This is a genomic window from Cellulomonas sp. P2_B4, assembly GCF_056404795.1.
In genome coordinates this window covers 451,081-471,469 of the sequence record NZ_JBFUDI010000002.1, presented here as the reverse complement: position 1 = coordinate 471,469, position 20,389 = coordinate 451,081, and the positions used below count along the sequence as shown (strand labels likewise).

Here is a 20,389-nt window from a genome sequence, read left to right as displayed (position 1 = left end):
CCCAGCCCCGAATCGAAGGAACACCGCATGTCCACCCTGGAGATCCGCGACCTGCACGTCAGCGTCGAGACGAAGGAGGGCCCGAAGGCCATCCTGCGCGGCGTCGACCTGACCGTCGCCAGCGGCGAGACGCACGCCATCATGGGCCCGAACGGCTCCGGCAAGTCGACGCTGGCCTACTCGCTCGCCGGCCACCCGAAGTACCACGTCACCAGCGGAACCGTGACGCTCGACGGCGAGGACGTCCTCGCGCTGTCGGTCGACGCCCGCGCCCGCGCCGGCCTCTTCCTCGCCATGCAGTACCCGGTCGAGGTGCCCGGCGTCAGCGTGTCCAACTTCCTGCGTACCGCCAAGACCGCGATCGACGGCCAGGCGCCGCCGCTGCGCACCTGGGTCAAGGACGTGCGCAAGGCGATGGACGACCTGCGCATGGACCCGGCGTTCGCCGAGCGCTCCGTCAACGAGGGGTTCTCCGGTGGCGAGAAGAAGCGCCACGAGATCCTGCAGATGGAGCTCCTCAAGCCCAAGTTCGCGATCCTCGACGAGACCGACTCCGGCCTCGACGTCGACGCGCTGCGCGTCGTCTCCGAGGGCGTGAACCGCGTGAAGGAGAACCCGGACGTCGGTGTCCTGCTGATCACGCACTACACGCGGATCCTGCGCTACATCACGCCCGACTTCGTGCACGTCTTCGTCGACGGCAAGGTCGCCGAGGAGGGCGGGCCCGAGCTGGCCGACCGCCTCGAGAACGAGGGCTACGACCGCTTCCTGTCGACCGCGACCGTTCTCTGAGGAAGCCGAGACGATGACCAGCACCCTCGAGGTCCCGGCCCGGACGCTCGCCGCGTCCGAGCTGGCCGCCGTGCGCGCGGACTTCCCGCTGCTCGCGCGGACGCTGCGCGGCGGTCGCCCGCTGGTGTACCTCGACTCGGGCGCCACCTCGCAGAAGCCCGAGGTCGTGCTCGACGCCGAGCAGGACTTCTACATCCAGCGCAACGCCGCCGTGCACCGCGGCGCGCACCAGCTGGCGGAAGAAGCCACCGAGGCGTTCGAGGACGCGCGGAACCGCGTCGCCTCCTTCGTCGGCGTCTCGCCGGGGTCGTTGGTCTGGACGTCGAACGCGACCGCGGGGATCAACCTGGTCGCGTACGCGATGTCCAACGCGTCGTTGGGACGCGGGGGAGAGGCGGCCCGCCGGCTCGCCCTCGGTCCCGGCGACGAGATCGTCGTGACGGAGGCCGAGCACCACGCGAACCTCGTCCCGTGGCAGGAGCTCGCGGCCCGCACGGGCGCGACGCTGACGTGGATAGGGGTCGACGACGACGGGCGCATCCGGGTCGACGAGCTCGACACGGTCGTGACGTCGCGGACCAAGGTCATCGCCTTCACGCACGCCTCGAACGTGACCGGTGCGATCACGCCGGTCGCCCCGTTCGTCGCCAAGGCCCGTGAGGTCGGGGCCCTGACGGTGCTCGACGCGTGCCAGTCCGTGCCGCACCTGCCCGTGGACCTCACGGCGCTGGGCGTCGACTTCGCCGCGTTCTCCGGGCACAAGATGCTCGGACCCACGGGCGTCGGCGCGCTCTACGGCCGGCGCGAGCTGCTCGAGGCGATGCCCCCGGTCACCACCGGAGGCTCGATGGTCGAGGTCGTGACCATGGAGAAGACCACCTACGCGCCGCCGCCGCAGCGGTTCGAGGCCGGCACGCAGATGGTGTCGCAGGCGATCGGGATGGGCGCCGCGGCGTCCTACCTCGGTGAGCTGGGCATGGACGCGGTCGCCGCGCACGAGCACCACCTGGCCGGGCTGCTGCTCGACGCGGTCGCCTCGGTCCCGGGCGTGCGCGTCATCGGTCCGACCGACACCCGCGACCGCCTGGCGACCGTCTCGTTCGTCGTCGACGGCGTGCACGCCCACGACGTGGGCCAGGTGCTCGACGACGCCGGCGTGGCCGTGCGGGTGGGTCACCACTGCGCCCAGCCCCTGCACCGCCGGTTCGGCGTAGCGTCGACCTCGCGGGCCAGCGCGGCCGTCTACACGACGGACGACGAGATCGAGGTCTTCCGGGAAGCACTGGCGGGGGTCCGGGCGTTCTTCGGTCTGGAGGTGTCATGAGTTCCTCGATGGAGCAGCTGTACCAGCAGGTCATCCTCGACCACGCCAAGTTCCCCCACGGCCGCGGCCTCGGGCTCGCCGGTGCCCATGTCGGTGAGTCGCACCAGGTCAACCCGACGTGCGGCGACGAGGTCACCCTCCAGGTCGACCTCGAGGACGGCATCGTGCGCGACGTCCGCTGGGAGGGCCAGGGCTGCAGCATCTCGCAGGCTTCGGTCTCGGTCCTGCACGACCTGGTCGTCGGCAACGACCTCGCCACGGTCGACCAGATCGGCGGCACCTTCCGCGAGCTGATGTCGGCCCGCGGCAACGGCCTGGACGACGAGTCCGCCGAGGACTCCCTCGGCGACGCGACCGCCTTCACCGGGGTGGCCAAGTACCCCGCCCGCATCAAGTGCGCGCTGCTCGGCTGGTCCGCGCTGACCGACGCACTCATCAAGACCGGCGCCCGTCCCACGGAGGACTCATGACCATCCAGCCATCTCCCACGACAGTGGCCGACGTCGAGGAAGCCCTGCGCGACGTCATCGACCCCGAGCTCGGCATCAACGTCGTCGACCTCGGCCTGATCTACGGGGTCGTCATCGACCAGACGAACACGGCGATCATCGACATGACCCTCACGTCCGCGGCCTGCCCGCTGACCGACGTCATCGAGGACCAGTCCGCGACCGCGCTCGACGGCATCGTCGACGGCTTCCGCATCAACTGGGTCTGGATGCCGCCGTGGGGCCCCGAGAAGATCACGCCCGACGGGCGCGAGCAGATGCGGGCGCTCGGCTTCAACATCTGACGCGCGACCCGGACTTCCTGGAGGCGGGCCGATGCCCGACGAACAGCTGTCCCCGCCGACCCGGGGGATCGAGGTCGAGGAGCTGACCGTCGTCGACCTCGGCCCCGAGCTCCCGGGCATGGAGGGACGCCGGCTCCGGATGCGGAAGGTGACGATCGCGCCTGGAGGAGTGTTCGGTCCCGTGCACGACCACGTGGGCCGGCCGGGCATGGTCTACGTGCTCGAGGGAACGGTCACCGACCATCGGGACGGCACGTCGACGGACTACGGTCCAGGCCCGGGCTGGGCGGAGGACCGGGGCACGGTCCACTGGCTCGAGAACCGGGGAACCGTCCCGGCGGTGGAGATCTCGGTCGACATCGTCGGGCAGGCGTGAGTCAGACGGTCGTGACCATCACGCAGTTGCCCTTGCCCTTGGGCCGTTGGTACGCGAAGCCGGCCTCCTCGAAGAGCGTGCGCGTGCCGTTGTAGAGGAAGGACGCCGACTTCTTCGCGCCGCCGGTGTCGTGGGGGTAGGCCTCGACGATGCCGCCGCCCGCCGCGGCGATGAGGTCGAGCGCGCCCTGCAGGGCGATGCGGGACACCCCTCGTCGCCGGTAGTCCCGGTCGACGAAGAAGCAGGTGATCCGGAAGTCGGGCTCGCGCTCGAGCCCGGCGAGGTAGTCCTTGCGGTGCTGGACGTTCGGGAGCTCGCCGGGGGTCCCGTACTCGGCCCAGGCGACCGCCGCGTCGCCGTCGAAGACGAGCGCAGCGTGCGCCCGCCCCTCGACGACCAGCTGGTGCTTCATCAGGCGACTGCCCTCGGCACCCGGTGCCCGGTCGGGGAGGCTCGGGTGGAAGTACGTGCACCAGCACCCGCCCCAGACACCGTTGTGCTTCTCGGCGAGCCGCGCGAACGCGTCCCAGGTGTCCGGGGTCAGCGCCCGGACGTCGTAGTCGTCCATCGGAGCCTCACAGGGTGTCGGCGGCGAACGTGTCGCACGCCTCCAGGGTGCCCTGCTCGTAGCCGGTTGTGAACCAGCGCTCGCGCTGCTCGCTCGTGCCGTGCGTGAACGCGTCGGGGTTCACGTCCCCGCCGCCCCGCTTCTGGATGTGGTCGTCGCCGACCGCGGCGGCGGCGTTCAGCGCGTTCTGCAGCTGCTCCTGCGTGATCGGGTTCAGGAACGGCTTGCCGGTGTCGGGGTCGAGCGTCTCGGTCGCGTCGCCCACCCACATGCCCGCGTAGCAGTCGGCCTGCAGCTCGGTGCGCACCGAGTCCGAGTCCGCGCCGGTGCCCTGCCGGTCCGCCTGGTCCATCACGCCGGTAATCGTCTGGATGTGGTGGCCGTACTCGTGGGCGGTCACGTACATCTCGGCCAACGGGCCGTCCTGCGCGCCCAGCTGCGACTCGAGGTCGTCGTAGAAGCTCACGTCGAGGTAGATCGTCTTGTCGGGCGGGCAGTAGAACGGGCCGCTCGCGCTGGAGGCGTTGCCGCAGCCGGTGCTCACGGACTGCGAGAACGAGGTGACCCCGGGCTGGGTGAACTGGTTCGGCACGGCGGCCGCCCAGTAGACGTCGAGCGACTCGATCGTCCCCTCGAGCCGGCACTCGCGGTCGGTGTTCGCCTCGGCCGCGGTGCACGCCTCGAGGGTGCTCTCGGCCTGCTGACCACCGCCGCCGGCACCGCCGGCCACCTGGTTCACGACGTTGGCGAGCTCGCTGTTGCCCGTGGCCTGCAGGATCAGGACGAGCGCGACCACCGCGATCCCGCCGATGCCCCCACCGACGGCGATGCCGCCCTTGCCGGGACCGCGCTTGCGGACGCGGCCCGCGTCGAAGTTGCCACCCTCCTGGAACGTCATGCTCGCAACGTAGCGGCCGGAGCGGCGGACCGCTCCTCAGCTGCGCAGCGGGCGGCCGGTCGAGTCGTGCGCCCAGGACGACCCGGGCGAGCCGACGAGGTAGAGGATCCCCTCGATGAAGCCCCAGACCCACACCACGACCCACAGGATCCCGAACGTGACGATCCCGCCGACGATGCCGACCAGCAGCATGGTCAGCCCGATGCCGGTGTACCCCAGGTAGAAGCGGTGGATGCCGAACCCGCCCAGGAAGATGCCGAGCAGGCCCGCGACGATCTTCGACTTCGCCTGAGGGTCGAAGGGGTACAGGCCCGGCGGCGGGTACCCCGGCTGCCCGTACGGCGGCGGCGGGTACTGGCCCTGCGCGTAGGGCGGCGGCGGGTTCGCACCGGGCTGGCCGTACGGGGCGGGCGGCGGCGGGTACTGCCCCTGCGGCGGCGTGCCGTACGGCGGGGGTGTCTCGGGGGACGGTTCCGTGGGCTCGCTCATCCGACTCGCTCCGGTCTGCTCGTTCTGGGCAGGAATCTGCGACGACGTTATCGCAGGTGGGGCGGCCGATCAGTCCTCGCCCAGACCTCGTGCGGCGAGCGCGTCGCCGGTGGCGCGGGCGTGGGCGACCATCCGCACGGCCGCGGGCACCAGCACCGCCCGGGGGTTGCGCTCCAGGCCGCGGGCCCGGGCCGCGTCGCGTGTCTCCGACGTCGTGCGCACCAGGACGGGGATGGTCCGCAGGAACAGGCCGACGGTGAGCCCGAACAGCTCGGGGGACAGGCCCACGTGCCGCAGGGGCCGCGCCATCCGCGCGAGCACGTCCAGCAGCGTGTCGGCGCGGGTGGTCGCCGTGAGCAGTGTGCCGACGAGCACGAGCGCGACGAGGTCGACCGCGACCTCGATCGCCGTCGCCCAGCCCCGGGCCCACCACTGGTACGCGCCGATCATCGCGGCGATCACGAGCGTGGGCACCAGACCGCGGGTGGTCCGGTGCCAGGGGACGCGGGAGACGACCTGCAGGAGCAGCGCGACGCCCAGCGCGACGAGCGCCGATACCGGGCCGTGCGCGAGGACGACCGCGAGCGCGAACAGGGCGAGCAGGAGCAGCTTGAGGCCGGCGGGAGCACGGTGCAGCACGCTCGTGCCCGGGTGGTAGAGACCGAGGGGTCCGGTCCAGGGCGGGCGCAGGGGGCCGCTCACGGGTTGCCCACCGTCATGAGCTCCCGGTAGAACCGGACCGCCGCGGCGGGCTCGCCGTCGAACGCGACCTCGCCCTCCTCGACCACCAGCACCCGGTCCGCCTGCAGCGCCGCGTCGAGGTCGTGCGTGACGACGACGACCTGCTGGTCGAGTCCCGCGAGCAGCTCGTCGACGACGCGGCGCCACCGCAGGTCGAGCAGCGTGGTCGGCTCGTCGCACACGAGGATCTCGGGCTCGGTGGCGAGCACCGACGCGAGGGCGAGCAGCTGGCGCTGGCCACCCGACAGCGAGTGGACCGGGACCTCGGCACGGTCCGCCAGGCCGAACCGCGCGAGCGCCTGCCGGGCGGCCACGTCGCGGGCGGCCGCGTCCAGCGGGAGCCGCCGCAGCGAGAGTGCGACGTCCTCGACGGGGGTCGGCATGACGAGCTGCGCGTCCGGGTCGGTGAACATGAACCCGACCCGGCGACGCACGGCGGCCCCGTCCCGCGCCGTGTCGAGGCCGTCCACCCGGACGGTGCCCGACGAGGGCAGGACGAGGCCGTTGAGCAGTCGCGCGAGGGTCGACTTGCCGGAGCCGTTGGCGCCGACGATCGCGACGCGGCGCTCGACGAGCTGCAGGGTCACCGGTCCGAGCAGGCGCACGATGCGGTCCGCACCGCCCGCCGGGTCAGGGCTGTAGGCGGTGACCTGGACCTCGTCGAGCGCGATGACAGGCACGGTCAGCGGCGGTTGCGCAGCATGTCGGGGAACGCGCGGAAGATCGCCAGCGCCACACCGGCCGCGGCGAGGTTCTTGATGACGTCGCCGGGCCAGTAGACGACGTCGATCGCGAGCGCCTCGCGGAACGTGATCCCGAGGACCCCCATGAGCCCGGCGATGCCGGCCGGGTGGATGCTCAGGAAGCTCGCGGCGAGTCCCGCGACCACCAGGGCGACGTAGCGCCACACCCCGGCGTACCGACGGGCCCGGTCGACGGCGCGCAGGCCCAGGGTGGCGAACAGGCCGGCCAGGACGGCGGCTACCGGGAACGCGAGCAGGTAGCCGACCGACGGCTTGCTCAGCACGGCGACGCCGCCGGTGCCCTCGGCGAAGATCGGCAGGCCGACCAGCCCGAGCGCGAGGTAGAGCAGGACGGCCAGCCCACCGCGGCGCCAGCCGAGCACGAGACCGGCAAGGATGACGCCGAAGGTCTGCAGCGTGATCGGCACGCCCGACGGCGTCGGGATGCCCGGCAGGATCGCGCAGACGGCGATGAAGGCGGCGAAGCTCGCGATGAGCGCGACGTCGGTGGCGGCTGAGGAACGGGCGACCGGGACGGCCAGCGGCGCGGCATCGGTGAGTGCGGGTACGGCGTTGTCAGGTGTGTTGGCCATGGCTAACCCCTTGATCGTCGTCGATGGGTGGCGGGAGAGCCCGCGATGACGGCTGTGTCCTGCGACTCAGCGACCGGCGACAACGCTAGCCGCACGTAGACTTGCTGGCGTTTGTGCCGGCGACCAAGAGCCGCACGGCGAAATCGGAGGAAACCGTCAAGTGATCACCGCCCAGGCTGTCGAGCTGCGCATCGGCGCACGTGTGCTGCTCGAGGAGTCGTCGTTCCGCATCGCGGCCGGCGACCGGATCGGTCTGGTCGGGCGCAACGGTGCCGGCAAGACCACCCTCACCAAGACCCTCGCGGGCGAGACGCAGCCGACGGGCGGCCAGATCGTTCGCTCCGGCGACGTCGGCTACCTGCCGCAGGACCCCCGCACGGGCGACCTCGAGCAGCTCGCCATGGACCGCGTGCTCAGCGCCCGCGGTCTCGACGAGATCGTGCGCTCGCTGCGCGCCACCGAGACCGCGATGGCCAGCGAGGACGACGCGGTCCGCGAGAAGGCGATGGACAGGTACACGCGCCTGGACGCGCGGTTCAGCGCGGCCGGTGGGTACGCCGCCGAGAGCGAGGCGCATCGGATCGCGTCGAACCTCGGCCTGGACGAGCGCGTCCTGAGCCAGACGATCGGGACGCTCTCCGGTGGTCAGCGCCGCCGGGTCGAGCTCGCGCGCATCCTGTTCTCGGGCGTGGAGACCCTGCTCCTCGACGAGCCGACCAACCACCTCGACGCCGACTCGATCATGTGGCTGCGCGACTACCTCAAGGGGTACTCGGGCGGTCTCATCGTCATCTCGCACGACGCCGACCTGCTGCGCGCCGTGGTGAACAAGGTGTTCCACCTGGACGCCAACCGTTCCCAGCTCGACCAGTACGCCCTCGGCTGGGACGCGTACCTGCAGCAGCGCGAGACGGACGAGAAGCGCCGCCGCCGCGAGCGCGCCAACGCCGAGAAGAAGGCCTCGACGCTCATGGCGCAGGCCGACAAGATGCGCGCCAAGGCCACCAAGACCGTCGCCGCGCAGAACATGGCGCGCCGGGCCGAGCGGCTGCTGTCGGGCCTGGAGGCCGTGCGCGCGTCCGACAAGGTCGCGCACCTGCGGTTCCCCGAGCCCGCCGCCTGCGGCAAGACCCCGCTCACGGCCGCCGACCTGTCCAAGACCTACGGCTCGCAGGAGGTCTTCACCGGCGTCGACCTGGCGATCGACCGCGGGAGCAAGGTCGTCGTCCTCGGCCTCAACGGCGCCGGGAAGACGACGCTGCTGCGGATCCTCGGCGGCGTCGAGCAGTCGGACACCGGTGAGGTCCGGGCGGGGCACGGCCTCAAGCTCGGCTACTACGCCCAGGAGCACGAGACCCTCGACCTCGAGCGGACCGTCGTCGAGAACCTCAAGTCCGCGGCGCCGGACCTGACCGAGACCCAGGTCCGTGGGGTCCTCGGCTCCTTCCTGTTCTCGGGCGACGACGCCGACAAGCCCGCCCGCGTCCTGTCCGGTGGCGAGAAGACCCGCCTCGCGCTCGCGGCCCTCGTCGTCTCGTCGGCCAACGTCCTGCTCCTCGACGAGCCCACGAACAACCTGGACCCTGCCTCCCGCGAGGAGATCCTCGCGGCCCTGCGCGGCTACTCCGGCGCGGTCGTCCTGGTCTCGCACGACGAGGGCGCCGTCGCCGCGCTCGACCCCGAGCGCGTCCTGCTGCTGCCCGACGGCGACGAGGACCTGTGGAACCCGTCGTACCTGGACCTCATCGCCCTGGCCTGACCCGGACATGACGAACGGCCGGTGCCCCGCGACGGGGCACCGGCCGTTCGCGTCCGGCGCTAGTTCCTCGTGATGGTGAAGTTCGGGCAGGTGTTGACGACGTCGTGCGAGTTGTTCGTCATCACCAGGTTGGTGAACGTCGCCGCGCCGATCGCGGGGCCCTGACCGGGCTCCGGGAGGGCGTTGCACCAGACCGCGTTCCCGGCGCGGCCCGTGAGGTTGAACGACGACGCGGTCGCGTCGACGTTGCTGCCGTCCGGCCGGGGCTCGTTCGCCCGGTCGACGGTGATGTTGGTCAGCACGGTGTCGGCGACCGGGTTGGTCGCGCTCGACCCGACGTACTTCGTCTGGAACATGATCCCGTCGTAGGTGGGATCGACGATGTCGACGTTGCTGACGCGGATGCCCGTGAACGCACCGTCACCGGAGTTGAGCCAGAGGGCCGGGAAGACCTGCTGGCCCCAGAAGTGACCACCCGACCGGACGATCGAGATGTTGTCGAACGTCGTCGTCCCGCTGAAGCCCACGAACGGGATGCCGAAGTTGATCGACGAGATCGTCACGCCCGGGTAGGTGAGCATGTCCGCGGCGTACAGGTTGCGGAACGTGTTCGCCGTGCCGCCGTAGATCGCGAAGCCTGCGGCACGCCACGTGAGGATCGCCGTGAGGTTCTCGTACAGGTTGTTCGAGACCGTCCCGGCGTGCACGTCCTGGGCGTTGAACAGCGCGAAGCTGTCGTCACCCGTGGCGTGTGCCGCGATGTTGCGCAGCACGTTGCCCGAGCTGTCGTTCGCCAGCGTGATGCCGTCGGCGAACGTGTCGTCGATCCGGTTGTTCGTGAACGTCGAGCTGTCCACGTTCTGACCCCAGACCATCACGACCGTGTGGGCGACCCACACGTTGTCGATCGTGATGTTGGTGACGTTCGTCAGCCCGAACACCTGACCGGACCCGTCGGTCCGGCTGGTGGTGTTGCCGAAGACCGCGAAGTTCCGGAACTGCGAACCCGTGGCACCGGCCCCGTTGGGCGTGAAGCCGACGTCGGTGTTCTCCTGGCCCTGCGGCGCGTAGAGCCGCGTGAACCACGGCCCGGCACCGACGACCTGCAGCGGCTTCTGGCCGATCTGGAACTTCTGCGACACCTGGTAGTCGCCCGCCGGCATGTAGATGCCGGTGGCCGTGGCGCTCTGGTTGGCCGTGTTGAGGGCCGCCTGGATCGCCGACTGGTCGAGGCCGCTGACCGTCACGAGGTGCGTCGGGTCAGGGTTCGCGATCGGCGTCGCCAGCTCGAGCTGGATGAAGTCGACCGTGATGTCCGCGCCGGTGGTGTTGCGCACCGAGAGCGAGGCACCCGCCGGGACGGTCGTGGACAGGACCACGTTCGCCTCGTCGTAGATGTGCCGCGGGCCGGTGCCCGAGTTCTGCGGCGAGGCCTCGGCCCCGTACAGCCACGCGTACTTGGACACCAGGTTGACCGTGCCCACCTGGGTCGAGCCGTTGAACACCCCGAGCGTCGTCGTGGTGCCGTCCGGGATCGAGAAGCGCACGTCGATCGTGTTGGTCGCCGCTCGCGTGGTCCAGGACACCGCCTTGCCGGTGCCGTTCAGGCGGACGGCCTTGCGGCCGGACGCCTCGCCCGCGAGGTCGCCGATCGTGCGGTTGGGTCCGACCGTGGTCGCCCCGCCCGCGAGCGTGCCGTCCTCCGCCTCGTAGGAGTCGTACGGCATCGATGCGCCACGGCCGGCCGAGAGCTGCTGGACCGCGGTGTTGTTGGCCTGCTTGACCGCGAGCTCGGCAGAGTCCGCGGCGACCGTGGTGGTCACCGTGTACTTGCCGTTGACCGCGGTCCAGGTGCCGGCCGTGACGTTGACGCTCGCCCCGGCCGCGATGACGCCCGAGGGAGCCGTCGGGGTGAGCGTCTTGACGACGGCACCCGTCTGGTCCTTGATCGTCACCGTCACGCCGTGCGCCGCGGCGCTCGACGGCTGGTTGCCCTGGTTCTTGACCGTCGTCGTGAAGGTGACGGTCTGCCCGCCCGAGGGCGAGCCGGGCGACCACGCGGTCGTCGCGACGAGGTCGGCGCTCTGCACGGCCGCCACGGTCAGTGCCGGGCCGCTCGCGCTGTTGTTCGCCTCGCTCTGCTCGACGATCGCGTTAGCTTCGTCGACCACCGCCGACGTGGCGTAGGTCCCGGCCGTCTGCGGGCCGGCGTTGAACGAGACCGTCGCCGAGGCGCCGGCGGCGAGCGAGGCGACGTTCGCCGTGCCCACCTTCGTCGTGCCGAGGTAGAAGCTCACCGTGCTCGCCGCGGCCGTCGCCGTGCCGATGTTGGTGACCTTCGCGCTGAGCGTGACCGAGTCGGTCTCGATCGGGCTCGCCGGGCTGGAGGCGACGTTGCTGACAGCGAGGTCCGGGTTCGGGGCGGGGACGCCCAGCACCTGGAGCTCGGCCACCTGGCCGCCGGACGCGCCGGAGTTGTTGGTGAACGACAGGCGGACGTCCGCCGCCGTGGCGCTCACCGGGATCGTGACGACGTTGTTGCCCTGCGTGAAGGTGTACGTCGCCGACGCCTTGATGGTCGTGTAGGCGCCGCCCGCCTGGTCCCGGCCCTCGATGGAGAAGGTCTGGGTGCGCGTGCCCCAGGCCGGGTCGGGGTTGAGCCTGACGACGACCGACGAGACGTTGACGTTCGCCCGCATGGCCACGTTCAGCCAGGACGGGACCGCACCCTCCCAGTAGGTGGCGAGGTTGCCGTCGTTCGCGTTCGCCGCGACGAACGTGAACGTGTCGGACGACGAGGTCATCGTCTTGCCGGCCGCCTGGTCCGTCGCGGTGCTGGTGCCGCCCGTGCCGGACAGCGGCACGGTGAGCGTGCTGTTCGTCGCGGTGCTGGAGAACGTCAGGCTGCCCGTCCGGGTGCCCGCCGCCGTCGGCGTGAAGGTGACCGTCGCCGTGCACGTGCTGCCCGCGCCGAGCGTGGTGCCGCAGGTGGTGGTCCGGCTGAAGTCACCGCTCGCGGTCACCCCGGTGATCGTCGCCGAGGCGCCGCCGGTGTTGGTGAACGTCACGCTCTGGGTGGCGCTGGACGAGCCCACGGCGGTGGCGCCGTAGGCCAGGCTCGTCGGGTTGGCGGTGATCGTCGCCGTCGAGGCGGGGTTGCCCGTCCCGGAGAGCGCGACGGCCAGCGTCGGGTTGGTGGCGTTGCTCGCGACCGTCAGGGTGCCCGTGCGGGTGCCCGTCGCGGTCGGTCGGAACGTCACGGTGACGGTGCACGAGGCACCGGCGGCCAGCGTCGCGCCGCAGGTGGTCGTGTTCGTGTAGTCGCCGCTGACCGAGACCCCGCTCAGGGAGGCCGCGGCCGTGCCGGTGTTCGCGACGGTCACGGTCTGCGTGGCCGACGACGACCCGGCCGTGGTGCCGGCGAACGTCAGGCTCGTCGGGTTGGCGGCCAGGGTCGCCGAGGTGGGCGCCGTGCCCGTGCCGGTGAGCGCCACCGTCACGGACGGGTTGCTCGCGTTGCTGGCGACGGTCAGCGTGCCGGTACGTGAACCGGTCGCCGTCGGGCTGAACGACACGCTCGCCGTGCACGACGCACCGGCGGCCAGGGTGGCCCCGCAGGTGGTCGTCCGGGCGAAGTCGCCGTTGAGCGTGACGCCCGAGACGTTGGCCGAGGCACCGCCCGTGTTGGTGATCGTCACCGTCTGGGCGGCGCTCGTCGCGCCGACCGTCGTGCTGCCGAAGGCCAGGCTGGTGGGGGAGGCGGCCAGCGTGGCCGTCCCCGTGCCGCCGGGACCGTAGACCTCGACCTCGGAGAGCTGGCCGGCCGGCCAGCTCGAGTTGGCGGTCACGTTGACCCGCACGTACCGCTGGGACGTGGCCGCGAAGGTCACGTCGGCGGAGTTGCCGCTGCCCGGCAGGAACTGCGCGACCGCGGACGGCGACAGGGTCGTCCAGGTCGAGCCGTTCGTGCTGCCCTGGATGGACACCGTCTCGTTGCGGGCGCCCCAGGTCGGCGGGATCTTCAGGGTGACCTTGCTGATCGACTGCGCCGATCCGAGGTCCACCTGCACCCACTGCGGGAACGCGTTGTTGGCGCTCTCCCAGTAGGTGCTCGCGTTGCCGTCCGTGACGTTGCCCGACGGGTAGACGTCGTTGTGCGACGACTCGCTGGTCGGCTTGTTCAGCGCCAGGTTGCCGGTCGCCGTCCCCGCGCCCGTGCCGGTGAGGGCCACGGTCGTCGGGCTGTTGGTGGCGTTGCTGTTCACCGTGACCGAGCCGGTGCGCGCACCGGTGGCCGTCGGCTGGAACGTGACGGCGACCGTGCAGGTCGCGCCCGCGGCGATCGAGCTCCCGCAGGTGTTCGTCTGCGAGAAGTCGCCGGTCGCCGAGACGCCCGAGATCGCAGCCGCGGCCCCGCCCGTGTTCGTGATCGTCACGTTCTGGGCGGCGCTGGCTGCGCCGACCGTGGTCGAGCCGAACGTCACCGACGACGGGCTCGCCGAGAGCGACGCCGTCGCGACGGAGGTGCCGGTGCCGCTGAGCGCGACCGTGGTCGGGCTGTTGGTCGCGTTGCTGGTGACCGTGAGCGTGCCCGTGCGGTTGCCCGTCGCGGTCGGTGCGAACCGCACCGAGACGGAACACGAGGCCCCGGCCGCGAGCGAGGTCCCGCAGGTGTTCGTCTGCGAGAAGTCGCCGCCCGCCGTGACGCCGGAGATCGCCGCTGCGGCGGTTCCCGTGTTGCTGACCGTCACGGTCTGGACCGCGCTCGTCGTGCCGACCGTCTGGCCGGCGAACGAGAGCGAGCCGGGGTTGGTCGCGAGCACGGCGGCCGGGGTGACCGTCCCGCTCGGGAACACCTGCAGCTCGGAGACCTGACCCGCAGGCCAGCCCGAGTTGGCCGTGATGTTCACGCGCACGTACCGGGTGCTCGTCGCCGGGATCGTGATTGCCGCCGTGTTCGGCGTCGCATCGGCCGGGTTGAACGTGTAGGTCCCGGACGCGACCGTGCTGAACGAGGTGCCGTTGGTGCTGGTCTGCACCGAGAGCGTCTGCGTCCGCGTCGCCCACGCCGCTGCCGGCGGGAGCTTGAGCGTGACCTTGCCGATGCTCGTCGCAGCGCCGAGGTCGACCTGGAGCCACTGCGGGAACGCGCCGTTGACGCTCTCCCAGTAGGTGCTCGCGTCTCCGTCGACAGCCTTGGCCGCCGACTGCGTGCTGTTGGTCTCGCTGCTCGCGCTCGCGGTCTTGCCCTGCGCGATGTTGGTGTCCGTGCCGACCGCCGCACCCGACAGCGCGACCGTGGTCGGGCTGTTGTTGGCGTTGGACGTCACGGTCAGCGTGCCGGTGCGGGTGCCCGAGGCGGTCGGCTTGAACGCCACCGTCACCGTGCACGAGCCGCCGACGGCCACGGACGCGCAGGTGTTCGTCTGCGTGTAGTCGCCGGTCACGGCCACGCCCGAGACGTTCGCCGCGGTGGTGCCCGAGTTCGCGACCGTCACGACCTGGGTCGCGCTCGTCGCGCCGACGACCGTGCTGCCGAACGTCAGCGAGGCCGGGTTGGCGGACAGGATCGGACCCGGTGCGACGCCGGTGCCGGACAGCGGGACGGCCGTGGTGCTGCCGGCCGCGGTCACGGACAGGTTTCCCGAGCGGGTGCCCGCGACGGTCGGCGAGAACTTCACCGAGACCGTGCACGACGCACCGGCGGCCAGGGAGGCGCCGCAGGTGTTCGTCTGGTTGAAGTCACCGGTGACCGCGATCGTGCCCACGGTCGCCGACGAGGTGCCGGTGTTGGTGACGGAGACGGCCTGGGCCGCGCTCGTCGCCCCGGTGGCGACCGACCCGAAGCTCACGGCCGCCGGGCTCACGCTGATCCCGGAGATGTTGTCCGGGAGGTAGGGCGGGAGCGTCGGGGTGGGCCACGGGCCGCAGTAGGGCGTTCCGAAGATGCCGGAGTTCCCGCCACCGTCGGTGAGCGTGAACTGGTTGCTGCAGGCGTAGATCGACGACGGGCCCTGCGTGCCGGTCGCGGTGCTGTTGGTGATCGTCGCGGCGCCCGCCACCTGCTCCTGCACGACGAACGTGCCGGTGTTCTGGATGGTCGCGTTGTTGATCTTGACGTTGCTGATGTTGGAGCCCGAGACGAACTGGATCGCCTCGTACGGGCTCTGCTGGATCAGCAGGTTGTCGACGTTGGTCAGGCCCGACATGGTGCCGTCGCGCGCGTCGAACCACAGGGCGCCGACGCCGAACTGCCAGTTCGGGTCGACGTTGCCCGAGCGGATGATCGTGTTGCGCAGGACGTCCGTGCGGCCGAGCGTGGTCGACGCGAACCGCTGACCGACGTGGATGCCGCCGCCCTGGGACAGGCCCGCGTCGATCACGCGGTTGTCGGAGACGACGTTGTCGTGGCCGCCGTAGATCGCGATGCCGTTGGCCAGGATCGGGTACTGGACCGTGTTGTGGTCGAACGAGTTGTTCACGTCGGCGTTCTGCTCGGCCCACGTGGCCAGGCCGTCGTCGCCCGCGTTGCGGACGTCGCTGTTGGTGACCCGGGAGTTCGTCACGCCGTTGTGGAAGTTCACGCCGTCCGCGTTGAAGTTGCGCAGCCGCAGCCCGCTCATCACGAGGTTGTCGAACGGTCCGTCCATCCACGCGCCGACCTTGGTGTGCTCGATCCACACGCGGTCGACCGTCGAGTTGGTCATCGCGCCGCCGATGCCGTTGACCTGGTCGGCGTCGTTGCGCTCCTGCACGTTCCCGAAGATCGAGAAGTCGGCGAGGTGGACGTTCGTGCTCGGGTTCGGCGCGTAGTTGCCGTAGAACCCGATCCGGTCGCCCGTGGTCCTCGAGTGCCACATGCCGGCGCCCTTGATCGTGACGTTGTTCACGATGATGTGGTCGATGATCTTGAAGGTGCCCGCGGGGATCCAGACCGTCCCGCCCCCGCCGGCCGCCGTGATGGCCTGCTTCATCGCGTTCGTGGAGTCGGCGACCCCGGTCGGGTCCGCGCCGAAGGTCGTGATCGAGACCGACCCGGCGGGCTGCGTCAGGGGCGCGGCCACGTTCTCGAAGTCGGCGAAGTCGATCGTGTACGACGAGGCCGAGGAGTCGGCGTCGACCTGCAGCCGGAACGTGGTGCCGGCCGGGTACGTCTGGCCGAACAGCCGGTTCACCTCGTCGTAGAAGTGGTGGTGGTTGTTGCTCGGCTGGTTGGAGAACGGGTAGCTCGAGTAGAAGTGGCTGTAGGCGTTGGTGAGCGTGAAGTTCGCCTGCTTGGCCCCGTTGACGTAGAGCGAGATCGGCGCGGTGTACGCGGCGCCGTTCGAGGAGTCCGGGATGCTGTAGCGGAAGACGATCGAGTTGGTCGCCGTCGGCGTCGTGAACTCGACGTACTTGCCCTGCCCGCTCAGCGTGACGGCCTTGCGGTAGGAGGCCTCGCCGGGCAGCGTGTTGTACTCCGCCGACGGGCCGATGATCGTCCCGTTCGTGCTGGCGTTCTCCGCCTGCACCTCGACGTACGGCAGGGTCGCGCCGACGCCGCCGGTGGCAGCCGCGGACGCGGCCGTCCCGGTGACGGCGACGAGGCCGGCTGCGACGACTGTCGCACCGGCCGCGAGGACCGCGACATGGCGTCGTCCTCGATGGGTTCGCATGGCGAACATGGGAGCTCACTCTCGACAGGGTGGGAAACGCGGGTCTGAACACCGCCGGTCGACCCTCGGCCGTCGTTGGCGCGGGGGTGAGGTCACCGAGTGAGGGCTCGGGTCGGGGCGGAGGCGACGCTGCCTCGCAGACTCCACGCGTCCGTGGAGAGCGCTTGGTCCGTGCTGTGAGTCATCGGCTGTATGACCGATTCGGTAGACCGTAGCGATCCGGACACATCGGTGCAAGAGGACGATAATCGACTGCAAGTTTCGTCGCGACAGGCCGGAAAATTGGCACTTCTTGCGTTCGACGGTGCCGTGGGAGCGTGACCGTGGCGAGCGGGGTCAGTCGGTGGAGCGCTGGTCGGACGCGGCGAGCTGCGCGTCGATCAACGCGTCCTCGGCGTCCTCGTCGCGACCGCCTCGGCGGTGCGGCACGTCGGGGTCGAGCGCGGAGCGCCGCGGTGCGGGGCGCCGCCGTGCGGGCCGCGGGTCGTCGCGGGTCGGCCAGAGCACCGGACCGTCGCCCTGCGGTGCCGGCGGCTCCTCCTCCAGCGGCGGGGCGTCCTCGTACCGCGCCTCGAGCAGCTCCCGGCGCGCCATGGACAGGAACGCCACCAGGCCGCCGATGGCGAAGAGCCACCACTGGAACGCGTACGACAGGTGCGACCCCGGGTCCTTGCTCGGGGCGGGCAGCGGACCGAGGACGGTCGCGGGGGCGGGGGACTCCGCCGTGAGGCCGCCGTATGCCTCGAACGTCGGCGCACCGGCCAGGTCGCTCTCGGCGAGGACCTGGCCCACCGCGATCGCCTGGACCTGGCCCGCCGGCGCCGAGCGGGTCGACGCCGGCTCGCTCTCGCGCAGCTTGACGGTCACGGTCACCGTGCCGGCCGGCGGTGCGGGCGGGTCCACCTCGGCGGCGGACGTCTCGCCGGTGGCCACCCAGCCGCGGTCCACGACGAGCACGGAGCCGGCCTGGGTGGGCTCCGAGGCGGTGCCGACGGACGCGTCCTCGACGACGAACGGGACGAGCACGTGGTAGACGGCGTTGCCGCCCACGGGACGGTTGCGCAGCAGGACGGTCGCGTCCGGCTCGTAGTGCCCGACCACCTCGACCTGGCGCCACACGTCCTGCGGCGCCAGGGGGGTGTCGGTGGTCGGCAGGACCTCGTCGAGCGGGACCGGGTCGGCCTTCTCGTTGGCCTCGACGACCGCGATCGCGTGGTCGCGCCACACGTGCCGGTTCCACTGCCAGCGGCCGAGGAACGTGCAGGCGACGGCGACCACCAGAGCGACGACCACGAGCCCGGCGGCGCGGCGGGCCGCGGGGCTCATGTCGCGTCGACCCGTTCGAGCGTCGACGCGGGCACGACGTCGCGCAGGAAGTCACGGACCCCGAGGAACTGCGACAGCGGCTCGCGGTGGTCGTCGCACGCGAGCCACACCTTGCGGCGCTCCGGGGTGTGCAGCTTCGGGTTGTTCCAGAGCAGTCCCCACGTCGCCGTCGCACGGCAGCCGCGGGCGCTGCAGATCAGCTCGTCGACCGCGTCCGGGACGGGTCCCAGCAGGCTCACGCGTCCGTCTCCGGACCTCGGCCGTTGGTCGGCGCCGGCCCCAGCCCACCCGCGCTGCCCGGGCCGCCGCCGATCTCGCGCGGGCCCAGGTAGGCCGCGCCGTCGTCGTCGCGCTCGCGTCCCGCGTTGGCGAACAGGACGGCGATGTAGGGCAGCACGACCGCCAGGACGATGAGGATGAGCGAGGCCCACATCGGGATGTGGTTCCAGGTGAGCACGGCGAGCAGGAACGCGAACACGCGGATGGTCATCTGGATCAGGTAGCGGCTCTGGCGCCGCGACATGTCCGCAGCCAGCGGCTCCGGGGCGGTGGTGATCCGGTGCACCTCGCCCTCGGGGGCGTCGCGGCCACGACGGTTGCTGCTCACCACCTGATCGTAGTCCGGTCCTGCCAGGGTGCCTCGCCCGGGCGCCGCGCCCGCCTGAGGCTTTCTCAGGCTCCCGTCTTGTGCAGGTCCCACAACACCGCCCGACGAACATGGGGGCGGGCGGTGCCGTGACGTGGGGCGGACGTCGGATAGCGTCGTGTCCCGTGCCTGAGACTTCCGACAACACGACCACATCCGCCCGCAGCGTCCTCGTGACGGGTGCGAACCGGGGGATCGGCCGCGCCATCGCCGAGCGGTTCGTGGCGAACGGCGACAAGGTCGCCACCATCTACCGGTCCGGTGACCTGCCCGAGGGCGTGCTCGGCGTCGTCGGCGACGTGCGGGACACGGCCAGCGTCGATGCCGCGTTCGCCGAGATCGAGGCCGCGCACGGTCCCGTCGAGGTGCTCGTCGCGAACGCCGGCGTGACCCGCGACCAGCTGCTCATGCGGATGACCGACGAGGAGTTCGACGCGGTCATCGACGTCAACCTCACCGGCTCGTTCCGCTGCGCGCGCCGCGCGAGCAAGGGCATGATCCGGCTGCGTCGCGGACGCATCATCTTCATCTCCTCGGTCGTCGGCCTCTACGGCTCGGCGGGCCAGGTCAACTACGCGGCGTCGAAGTCGGCCCTGGTCGGCATGGCACGCTCCATCACGCGCGAGCTCGGCGGGCGCGCGATCACCGCGAACGTCGTCGCCCCGGGCTTCATCGACACGGACATGACGCGCGCGCTGCCCGAGGAGCGCCAGAAGGCCTACCGCGACTCCATCCCGCTGGGCCGGTTCGCCCAGGCCGACGAGGTCGCCGGCGTCGTGGAGTTCCTCGCCTCGGACGCCGCCGCGTACATCTCGGGCGCGGTCGTCCCGGTCGACGGCGGCCTCGGCATGGGCCACTGACCACTCACGAGCTCGTACGGAACTAGAGAACGGAACGCACATGGGTCTGCTCGACGGCAAGACACTCCTGGTCACCGGCGTCCTCACGGACGGCTCGATCGCCTTCCACGTGGCGCGCCTCGCGCAGGAGCAGGGAGCGGAGGTGCTGCTGACCTCGTTCGGCCGCCAGTTCCGCCTCACGCAGGTGATCTCCCGCCGCCTGCCCAAGCCCGCGGAGGTGCTGCAGCTCGACGTGACGAACGCCGAGGACCTCGCCGCGCTCGAGGCGCGCGTCCGCGAGCACGCCGACCACCTCGACGGTGTCGTGCACTCCATCGGCTTCGCGCCGCAGTCGGTCATGGGCGGCAACTTCCTGGCCGGTGAGTGGGACGACGTCGCGACGGCCCTGCAGGTCAGCGCGTACTCGCTCAAGTCGCTCGCCGTGGCGACGCAGCCGCTCCTGACGCGCGGCTCCGCGGTCGTCGGGCTCACGTTCGACGCGCGTTACGCCTGGCCGGTCTACGACTGGATGGGCGTCGCCAAGGCCGCGTTCGAGTCGACGGCCCGCTACCTGGCTCGCGACCTCGGTCCGGAGGGCATCCGCGTCAACCTCGTCTCGGCCGGACCGATCCGCACCACGGCCGCGAAGTCGATCCCCGGCTTCAACACGATGGAGGAGGGCTGGTCCGACCGTGCCCCGCTCGGCTGGGACGTCAGCGACCCCGAGCCGACCGCGCGCGCCGTGGCCGCCCTCCTGTCCGACTGGTTCCCGGCGACCACCGGCGAGATCGTGCACGTCGACGGCGGCGTCCACGCGATGGGTCTGTGACCGTCGACGCGTGCGCCG

18 protein-coding genes are annotated in these 20,389 nt (G+C 71.3%); 8 read left to right on the top strand and 10 right to left on the bottom strand.

Features of this window, described 5'->3' with window-relative positions:
- Positions 1-27 precede the first annotated feature (27 nt).
- Genes sufC through AC1DZC_RS04780 form a run of 5 tightly spaced genes read left to right on the top strand, consistent with a single transcriptional unit; the run spans position 28 to position 3,285 of the window.
- Positions 28-792: a Fe-S cluster assembly ATPase SufC gene (sufC, locus tag AC1DZC_RS04800; RefSeq protein ID WP_477039248.1), complete on the top strand. Its 765-nt coding sequence runs from the start codon at positions 28-30 to the stop codon at positions 790-792.
- Positions 793-805: 13 nt separating this feature from the next.
- Positions 806-2,116 (top strand): cysteine desulfurase, encoded by a 1,311-nt coding sequence (locus AC1DZC_RS04795; RefSeq protein ID WP_477042433.1) that lies wholly within the window; start codon positions 806-808, stop codon positions 2,114-2,116.
- Positions 2,113-2,586, top strand: a complete 474-nt coding sequence (gene sufU, locus AC1DZC_RS04790) for a Fe-S cluster assembly sulfur transfer protein SufU (protein WP_477039246.1) — start codon at positions 2,113-2,115, stop codon at positions 2,584-2,586. The genes AC1DZC_RS04795 and sufU overlap by 4 nt, the downstream gene beginning before the upstream one ends.
- Positions 2,583-2,909: a metal-sulfur cluster assembly factor gene (locus AC1DZC_RS04785; RefSeq protein ID WP_477039245.1), complete on the top strand. Its 327-nt coding sequence runs from the start codon at positions 2,583-2,585 to the stop codon at positions 2,907-2,909. The genes sufU and AC1DZC_RS04785 overlap by 4 nt, the downstream gene beginning before the upstream one ends.
- A gap of 31 nt (positions 2,910-2,940) precedes the next feature.
- Positions 2,941-3,285: a cupin domain-containing protein gene (locus AC1DZC_RS04780; protein ID WP_477042432.1), complete on the top strand. Its 345-nt coding sequence runs from the start codon at positions 2,941-2,943 to the stop codon at positions 3,283-3,285.
- A 1-nt stretch (position 3,286) separates the two neighbouring features.
- On the opposite strand, the gene AC1DZC_RS04775 is transcribed toward AC1DZC_RS04780, so the two are convergent.
- From AC1DZC_RS04775 to AC1DZC_RS04750, 6 genes are all read right to left on the bottom strand, one after another.
- On the bottom strand, positions 3,287-3,853 hold the full coding sequence (locus AC1DZC_RS04775; RefSeq protein WP_477042431.1) for a GNAT family N-acetyltransferase: 567 nt from the start codon (positions 3,851-3,853) through the stop codon (positions 3,287-3,289).
- A gap of 7 nt (positions 3,854-3,860) precedes the next feature.
- Positions 3,861-4,751 carry a KPN_02809 family neutral zinc metallopeptidase gene (gene ypfJ / locus AC1DZC_RS04770; RefSeq protein ID WP_477039242.1) on the bottom strand — a complete coding sequence of 297 codons (891 nt, stop codon included), beginning with the start codon at positions 4,749-4,751 and terminating at the stop codon, positions 3,861-3,863.
- 36 nt (positions 4,752-4,787) lie between these two features.
- A complete protein-coding gene (locus AC1DZC_RS04765; protein WP_477042430.1) occupies positions 4,788-5,240 on the bottom strand; it encodes a TM2 domain-containing protein in 453 nt (150 codons plus the stop codon).
- 69 nt (positions 5,241-5,309) lie between these two features.
- The gene (locus AC1DZC_RS04760; RefSeq protein WP_477039240.1) at positions 5,310-5,942 is read right to left on the bottom strand and encodes a CbiQ family ECF transporter T component; all 633 of its coding nucleotides are present in this window, start codon (positions 5,940-5,942) and stop codon (positions 5,310-5,312) included.
- The gene (locus tag AC1DZC_RS04755; protein ID WP_477042429.1) at positions 5,939-6,661 is read right to left on the bottom strand and encodes an energy-coupling factor ABC transporter ATP-binding protein; all 723 of its coding nucleotides are present in this window, start codon (positions 6,659-6,661) and stop codon (positions 5,939-5,941) included. Before AC1DZC_RS04755 ends, AC1DZC_RS04760 begins: the two co-directional genes overlap by 4 nt.
- 2 nt (positions 6,662-6,663) lie before the next feature.
- Entirely contained in the window at positions 6,664-7,317 is a 654-nt protein-coding gene (locus AC1DZC_RS04750; RefSeq protein WP_477042428.1) for a biotin transporter BioY, read from the bottom strand.
- A gap of 160 nt (positions 7,318-7,477) precedes the next feature.
- Here AC1DZC_RS04750 and abc-f point away from each other — a divergent pair, with 160 nt between their 5' ends.
- The gene (gene abc-f / locus AC1DZC_RS04745) at positions 7,478-9,076 is read left to right on the top strand and encodes a ribosomal protection-like ABC-F family protein (RefSeq protein WP_477039237.1); all 1,599 of its coding nucleotides are present in this window, start codon (positions 7,478-7,480) and stop codon (positions 9,074-9,076) included.
- 59 nt (positions 9,077-9,135) lie between these two features.
- Here the strand turns inward: abc-f and AC1DZC_RS04740 are convergent, their stop codons facing one another.
- The 4 genes from AC1DZC_RS04740 to AC1DZC_RS04725 form a co-directional block, all read right to left on the bottom strand.
- Positions 9,136-16,740, bottom strand: coding sequence for a choice-of-anchor D domain-containing protein (locus AC1DZC_RS04740; protein WP_477042427.1), 7,605 nt, complete (start codon positions 16,738-16,740; stop codon positions 9,136-9,138).
- A gap of 327 nt (positions 16,741-17,067) precedes the next feature.
- The gene (locus AC1DZC_RS04735) at positions 17,068-18,057 is read right to left on the bottom strand and encodes an SURF1 family cytochrome oxidase biogenesis protein (protein WP_477042426.1); all 990 of its coding nucleotides are present in this window, start codon (positions 18,055-18,057) and stop codon (positions 17,068-17,070) included.
- The gene (locus tag AC1DZC_RS04730; RefSeq protein ID WP_477039234.1) at positions 18,054-18,296 is read right to left on the bottom strand and encodes a hypothetical protein; all 243 of its coding nucleotides are present in this window, start codon (positions 18,294-18,296) and stop codon (positions 18,054-18,056) included. Before AC1DZC_RS04730 ends, AC1DZC_RS04735 begins: the two co-directional genes overlap by 4 nt.
- A complete protein-coding gene (locus AC1DZC_RS04725) occupies positions 18,293-18,664 on the bottom strand; it encodes a DUF3099 domain-containing protein (RefSeq protein ID WP_477039233.1) in 372 nt (123 codons plus the stop codon). The genes AC1DZC_RS04730 and AC1DZC_RS04725 overlap by 4 nt, the downstream gene beginning before the upstream one ends.
- Positions 18,665-18,828: 164 nt before the next feature.
- Here AC1DZC_RS04725 and fabG point away from each other — a divergent pair, with 164 nt between their 5' ends.
- The gene (gene fabG, locus AC1DZC_RS04720; protein ID WP_477039232.1) at positions 18,829-19,563 is read left to right on the top strand and encodes a 3-oxoacyl-ACP reductase FabG; all 735 of its coding nucleotides are present in this window, start codon (positions 18,829-18,831) and stop codon (positions 19,561-19,563) included.
- 40 nt (positions 19,564-19,603) lie between these two features.
- A complete protein-coding gene (gene fabI, locus AC1DZC_RS04715; RefSeq protein ID WP_477039231.1) occupies positions 19,604-20,371 on the top strand; it encodes an enoyl-ACP reductase FabI in 768 nt (255 codons plus the stop codon).
- The last annotated feature ends 18 nt before the right edge of the window (positions 20,372-20,389 follow it).

Bases quoted from the DNA above. Each gene is read 5' to 3' on its own strand.
- sufC (WP_477039248.1), top strand. From the start codon at position 28: ATGTCCACCCTGGAGATCCGCGACCTGCACGTCAGCGTCGAGACGAAG.
- AC1DZC_RS04795 (WP_477042433.1), top strand. From the start codon at position 806: ATGACCAGCACCCTCGAGGTCCCGGCCCGGACGCTCGCCGCGTCCGAG.
- sufU (WP_477039246.1), top strand. From the start codon at position 2,113: ATGAGTTCCTCGATGGAGCAGCTGTACCAGCAGGTCATCCTCGACCAC.
- AC1DZC_RS04785 (WP_477039245.1), top strand. From the start codon at position 2,583: ATGACCATCCAGCCATCTCCCACGACAGTGGCCGACGTCGAGGAAGCC.
- AC1DZC_RS04780 (WP_477042432.1), top strand. From the start codon at position 2,941: ATGCCCGACGAACAGCTGTCCCCGCCGACCCGGGGGATCGAGGTCGAG.
- AC1DZC_RS04775 (WP_477042431.1), bottom strand. From the start codon at position 3,853: ATGGACGACTACGACGTCCGGGCGCTGACCCCGGACACCTGGGACGCG.
- ypfJ (WP_477039242.1), bottom strand. From the start codon at position 4,751: ATGACGTTCCAGGAGGGTGGCAACTTCGACGCGGGCCGCGTCCGCAAG.
- AC1DZC_RS04765 (WP_477042430.1), bottom strand. From the start codon at position 5,240: ATGAGCGAGCCCACGGAACCGTCCCCCGAGACACCCCCGCCGTACGGC.
- AC1DZC_RS04750 (WP_477042428.1), bottom strand. From the start codon at position 7,317: ATGGCCAACACACCTGACAACGCCGTACCCGCACTCACCGATGCCGCG.
- AC1DZC_RS04740 (WP_477042427.1), bottom strand. From the start codon at position 16,740: ATGTTCGCCATGCGAACCCATCGAGGACGACGCCATGTCGCGGTCCTC.
- AC1DZC_RS04735 (WP_477042426.1), bottom strand. From the start codon at position 18,057: ATGAGCCCCGCGGCCCGCCGCGCCGCCGGGCTCGTGGTCGTCGCTCTG.
- fabI (WP_477039231.1), top strand. From the start codon at position 19,604: ATGGGTCTGCTCGACGGCAAGACACTCCTGGTCACCGGCGTCCTCACG.